Source organism: Streptomyces sp. YS-3 (assembly GCF_045257485.1).
Lineage (GTDB): Bacteria > Actinomycetota > Actinomycetes > Streptomycetales > Streptomycetaceae > Streptomyces.
Genome location: NZ_JBJHPC010000643.1, coordinates 1 through 3,840 on the forward strand (window position 1 = coordinate 1; position 3,840 = coordinate 3,840).

Here is a 3,840-nt window from a genome sequence, read left to right on the forward strand (position 1 = left end):
CCCCCGGGGGACCCGCCCCGCGAGGGCCCTCCGACGGCTCCGTGACGGCCCGGCGAAACGGATTTGGGCGATCGGCGGCCGACCGTGTAATGTCTTCATCGCTCGCCCCAATAGCTCAGTCGGTAGAGCGTCTCCATGGTAAGGAGAAGGTCTACGGTTCGATTCCGTATTGGGGCTCTGGTGAGAGGGTCCCCGCCCACAAGCGGGGACCGGATCATCAAAGCGGTGTAGCTCAGTCGGTAGAGCAAGCGGCTCATAATCGCTGTGTCACCGGTTCAAGTCCGGTCACCGCTACTCAAAGTAGCAACAGTAGCCGATTGTGGGGTCGGTCTCCCGATCGGCTACTCTTTTATGCGTTCATCCGTCTAACCGTCCGTCCAAGGAGCACTCACGTGGCTGCCACCGACGTCCGCCCGAAGATCACGCTGGCCTGCGTGGAGTGCAAGGAGCGGAACTACATCACCAAGAAGAACCGGCGTAACAACCCGGACCGTCTTGAGATGAAGAAGCACTGCCCGCGCTGCAACTCGCACACCGCGCACCGCGAGACCCGCTAATCACGGGTTTAGCACTCAGGCTCGTACGAGAGGCCGTTCCCTGTTCCGGGGGGCGGCCTCTCGTCGTACCCCGTCGCACGCGTTGCCCAGATCACAGCAGACCACTCAGCAGGAGGTTGCGAGCCCATGGCGCTCGACCAGTCCTTCGTGGGGCGGACCTATCCGCCCACCGCGCCGTACGAGGTCGGCCGGGAGAAGATCCGCGAATTCGCCGAGGCCGTGGGGGACACCAACCCCGCGTACCTCGACCCGGAGGCCGCCAAGGCGCTCGGGCACCCGGATGTGATCGCACCGCCGACCTTTGTGTTCGCCATCACGTTCAAGGCGGCCGGCGTCGTGATCCAGGACCCGCAGCTGGGCCTGGACTACAGCCGGGTCGTGCACGGCGACCAGAAGTTCGCGTACACGCGCCCGGTGCGGGCGGGGGACCGGCTCACGGTCACCTCCACCATCGAGGCGATCAAGTCCATGGCGGGCAACGACATCCTGGACGTCCGCGGCGAGGTCCACGACGAGACGGGCGAGCACGTCGTGACCGCCTTCACCAAGCTCGTGGCCCGTGCGGCCGAGGGGGAGTGACGATGGGCGCCAAGATCCGTTACGAGGACGTGGAGACCGGCACCGAGCTGCCGGCGCAGTCCTTTCCCGTGAGTCGCGCCACACTCGTGCAGTACGCGGGCGCCTCGGGCGACTTCAACCCGATCCACTGGAACGAGAAGTTCGCCAAGGAGGTCGGGCTGCCGGACGTGATCGCGCACGGCATGTTCACCATGGCCTCGGCGATCCGGGTGGTCACCGACTGGGTGGGCGACCCGGCGGCGGTCGTCGAGTACGGGGTGCGCTTCACCAAGCCGGTCGTCGTGCCGAACGACGGGACGGGCGCGCTGATCGAGGTGAGCGCCAAGGTCGCGGCCAAGCTGGACGACGAGGCGCGGACGGTCCGGGTCGATCTGACGGCGATGAGCGCCGGTCAGAAGGTGCTCGGGATGTCGCGCGCGGTGGTCGCGCTGGCGTGACGCGCCCCGCGGGGGAGCGGAAGAGCGGAGGAACGGCCGTCGGGAGCGCGAGCGCCCCGGCGGCCGTTCGCCGTTTCCGGGCGCCGTCTGTTCCCGGGCCGTCTGTTTCCGTGCGCTGGCCGTTTCCGGGTGCCGTGCGCCGTACCGCTTGACGAAGTTAGTTATGGGCCACTAACTTTCTATGCATGGTCAGGATGAGCGCGGAGGAGCGGCGCGAGAGCGTCGTACGGGCGGCGATGAGCGAGTTCGCTCACCGCGGCTACTACGGGACGTCCACCGAGGCGATCGCCAAGCGCGTGGGAGTCTCGCAGCCGTACCTCTTCCGCCTCTTCCCGAACAAGCCGGCCATCTTCCTCGCGGCGACGCGTCGCTGCATGGAGGAGACCGTCCGGATGTTCGCCGATGCCTCGCAGGGGCTCATCGGCGAAGAGGCGGTGCACGCGATGGCGAACGCGTACACCAGGGTCATCGCGGAGGAGCCCGAGCGGCTGCTCATGCAGATGCAGGTGTACGTGGCGGTCGCCGCGGCCGAGGCGGCGGGTGACCACACCTTCGGCGAGGCCGTCCGGCGCGAGTGGATGGAGCTCTGGGACGCGGTGAGCGTTCCGCTGGAGGGCTACAAGGAGACCACGACGTTCCTGGCGTACGGGATGTTGATCAACACGCTGGTGGCGATGGGTTTTCCTCCCGAGCACCGGGTGTGGGAGGAGATCTACCCCAGCGCGAGGGCCAAGGGGCGACTGGAGAAGTAGCCTCACCTCCCTGTCCGGCGGTCCGGTGGACCCCTGGCGGGGGGCGGTGCACACGTATGGGCTCGAAAGTTAGTAACTGATAACTAACCGACGGAACCGAACACGGGAAGCGGGGAAGCGATGTCCGAGCAGCGGGACATACCCGAGCAGCAGCACGAGCAGGGGGCCGCAGAGGGGCCCGAGCAGAAGACGGGGGAGGCGGCCGGCCGGCGCGGGGGAGCGGTCTGGGCGCTGGTGATCACCAGCATCGCCGGGTTCATGGCGGCGCTCGACAACCTCGTCGTCACCACGGCCCTGCCGTCGATCCGCGAGGACCTGGGCGGGGCGCTGGACGACCTGGAGTGGACGGTGAGCGCGTACACCCTCACCTTCGCCGTCCTGCTGATGTTCGGAGCGGCCCTGGGAGACCGGTTCGGGCGCCGCAGGCTCTTCCTCGTCGGGCTGACGATCTTCACCGGGGCGTCCGCCGCGGCGGCGCTGGCGCCCGGGATCGACGGGCTGGTCGCGGCGCGGGCGGTCCAGGGGGTCGGCGCGGCGATCATGATGCCGCTGACGCTCACGCTGCTCACGGCGGCCGTGCCGGTGGCGAAGCGGGGGCTGGCGTACGGGATCTGGGGCGCGGTCAACGGCCTCGCCGTGGCCAGCGGGCCGCTGATCGGCGGGGCGCTGACCGAGCACTTCTCCTGGCAGTGGATCTTCTGGCTGAACGTTCCGCTCGGGGTGGCCGTGCTGCCGCTCGCGCGGCTGCGGCTCGCCGAGTCGTACGGGAGCGGGGCGCGGCTCGACATCCGCGGCACGGTGCTCGCCAGCGGCGGCCTCTTCGGGATCGTCTACAGCCTGATCCGCGGCAACCTGGACGGCTGGAGCAGCCCGACCGTACTGACCGGGCTGGTGGGAGGCGCGGCCCTGCTGGGCGCGTTTGTGTGGCACGGGATCGTCAGCGCGGCTCCGCTGCTGCCGATGCGGCTGTTCCGGAGCCGGGCCTTCGCGGCGATCAACCTGTCCAGCCTGCTGATGTACGTGGGGATGTTCGGCTCGATCTTCCTGCTCAGCCAGTTCCTCCAGGGCGTACTGGGCTACTCGCCCACCGAGGCGGGGCTGCGGATGCTGCCGTGGACCGCGATGCCGCTCCTGGTCGCGCCGGTCGCGGGCATCCTCTCCGACCGGATCGGGGGACGGCCGGTGGTGGCGGTGGGGCTGGCGCTCCAGGCGGTCGGGCTCGGCTGGTTCGCGCTGATCATGTCGCCGGACGTGTCGTACGGGACGCAGCTGCCGGCCATGACGGTAAGCGGGATCGGGATGGCGCTGTACTTCGCGCCGGCCGCGAACCTGGTGATGTCCAGCGTGCGGCCGGCCGAGCAGGGGATCGCGTCCGGGGCGAACAACGCGCTGCGGGAGGTCGGCGGGGCGCTGGGCGTCGCGATCCTGGCGGCGGTGTTCTCGGCGCAGGGCGGCTACGGGTCGCCGTCGGCCTTCGTGGACGGGCTGCAGCCGGCGCTGTGGGTCGGTGCGGGG

At 69.3% G+C, this 3,840-nt stretch carries 5 protein-coding genes and 2 tRNA genes; all 7 read left to right on the forward strand.

Annotated features, from left to right (window positions below):
* Positions 1–104: 104 nt before the first annotated feature.
* A tRNA-Thr gene (locus ACJA3G_RS32415) sits at positions 105–177 on the forward strand.
* A 44-nt stretch (positions 178–221) separates the two neighbouring features.
* Positions 222–294: transfer RNA gene (locus ACJA3G_RS32420), tRNA-Met, on the forward strand.
* A gap of 98 nt (positions 295–392) precedes the next feature.
* Positions 393–557: a 50S ribosomal protein L33 gene (gene rpmG, locus ACJA3G_RS32425; RefSeq protein ID WP_003956487.1), complete on the forward strand. Its 165-nt coding sequence runs from the start codon at positions 393–395 to the stop codon at positions 555–557.
* A 126-nt stretch (positions 558–683) separates the two neighbouring features.
* Positions 684–1,136: a MaoC family dehydratase N-terminal domain-containing protein gene (locus ACJA3G_RS32430; RefSeq protein WP_406556609.1), complete on the forward strand. Its 453-nt coding sequence runs from the start codon at positions 684–686 to the stop codon at positions 1,134–1,136.
* 2 nt (positions 1,137–1,138) lie between these two features.
* Positions 1,139–1,573, forward strand: coding sequence for a MaoC family dehydratase (locus tag ACJA3G_RS32435; RefSeq protein ID WP_406556610.1), 435 nt, complete (start codon positions 1,139–1,141; stop codon positions 1,571–1,573).
* A gap of 185 nt (positions 1,574–1,758) precedes the next feature.
* The gene (locus ACJA3G_RS32440) at positions 1,759–2,325 is read left to right on the forward strand and encodes a TetR/AcrR family transcriptional regulator (protein WP_406556611.1); all 567 of its coding nucleotides are present in this window, start codon (positions 1,759–1,761) and stop codon (positions 2,323–2,325) included.
* Between the two features lie 120 nt (positions 2,326–2,445).
* On the forward strand, positions 2,446–3,840 hold a 1,395-nt coding region (locus ACJA3G_RS32445; RefSeq protein ID WP_406556612.1), incomplete at its 3' end, for an MFS transporter.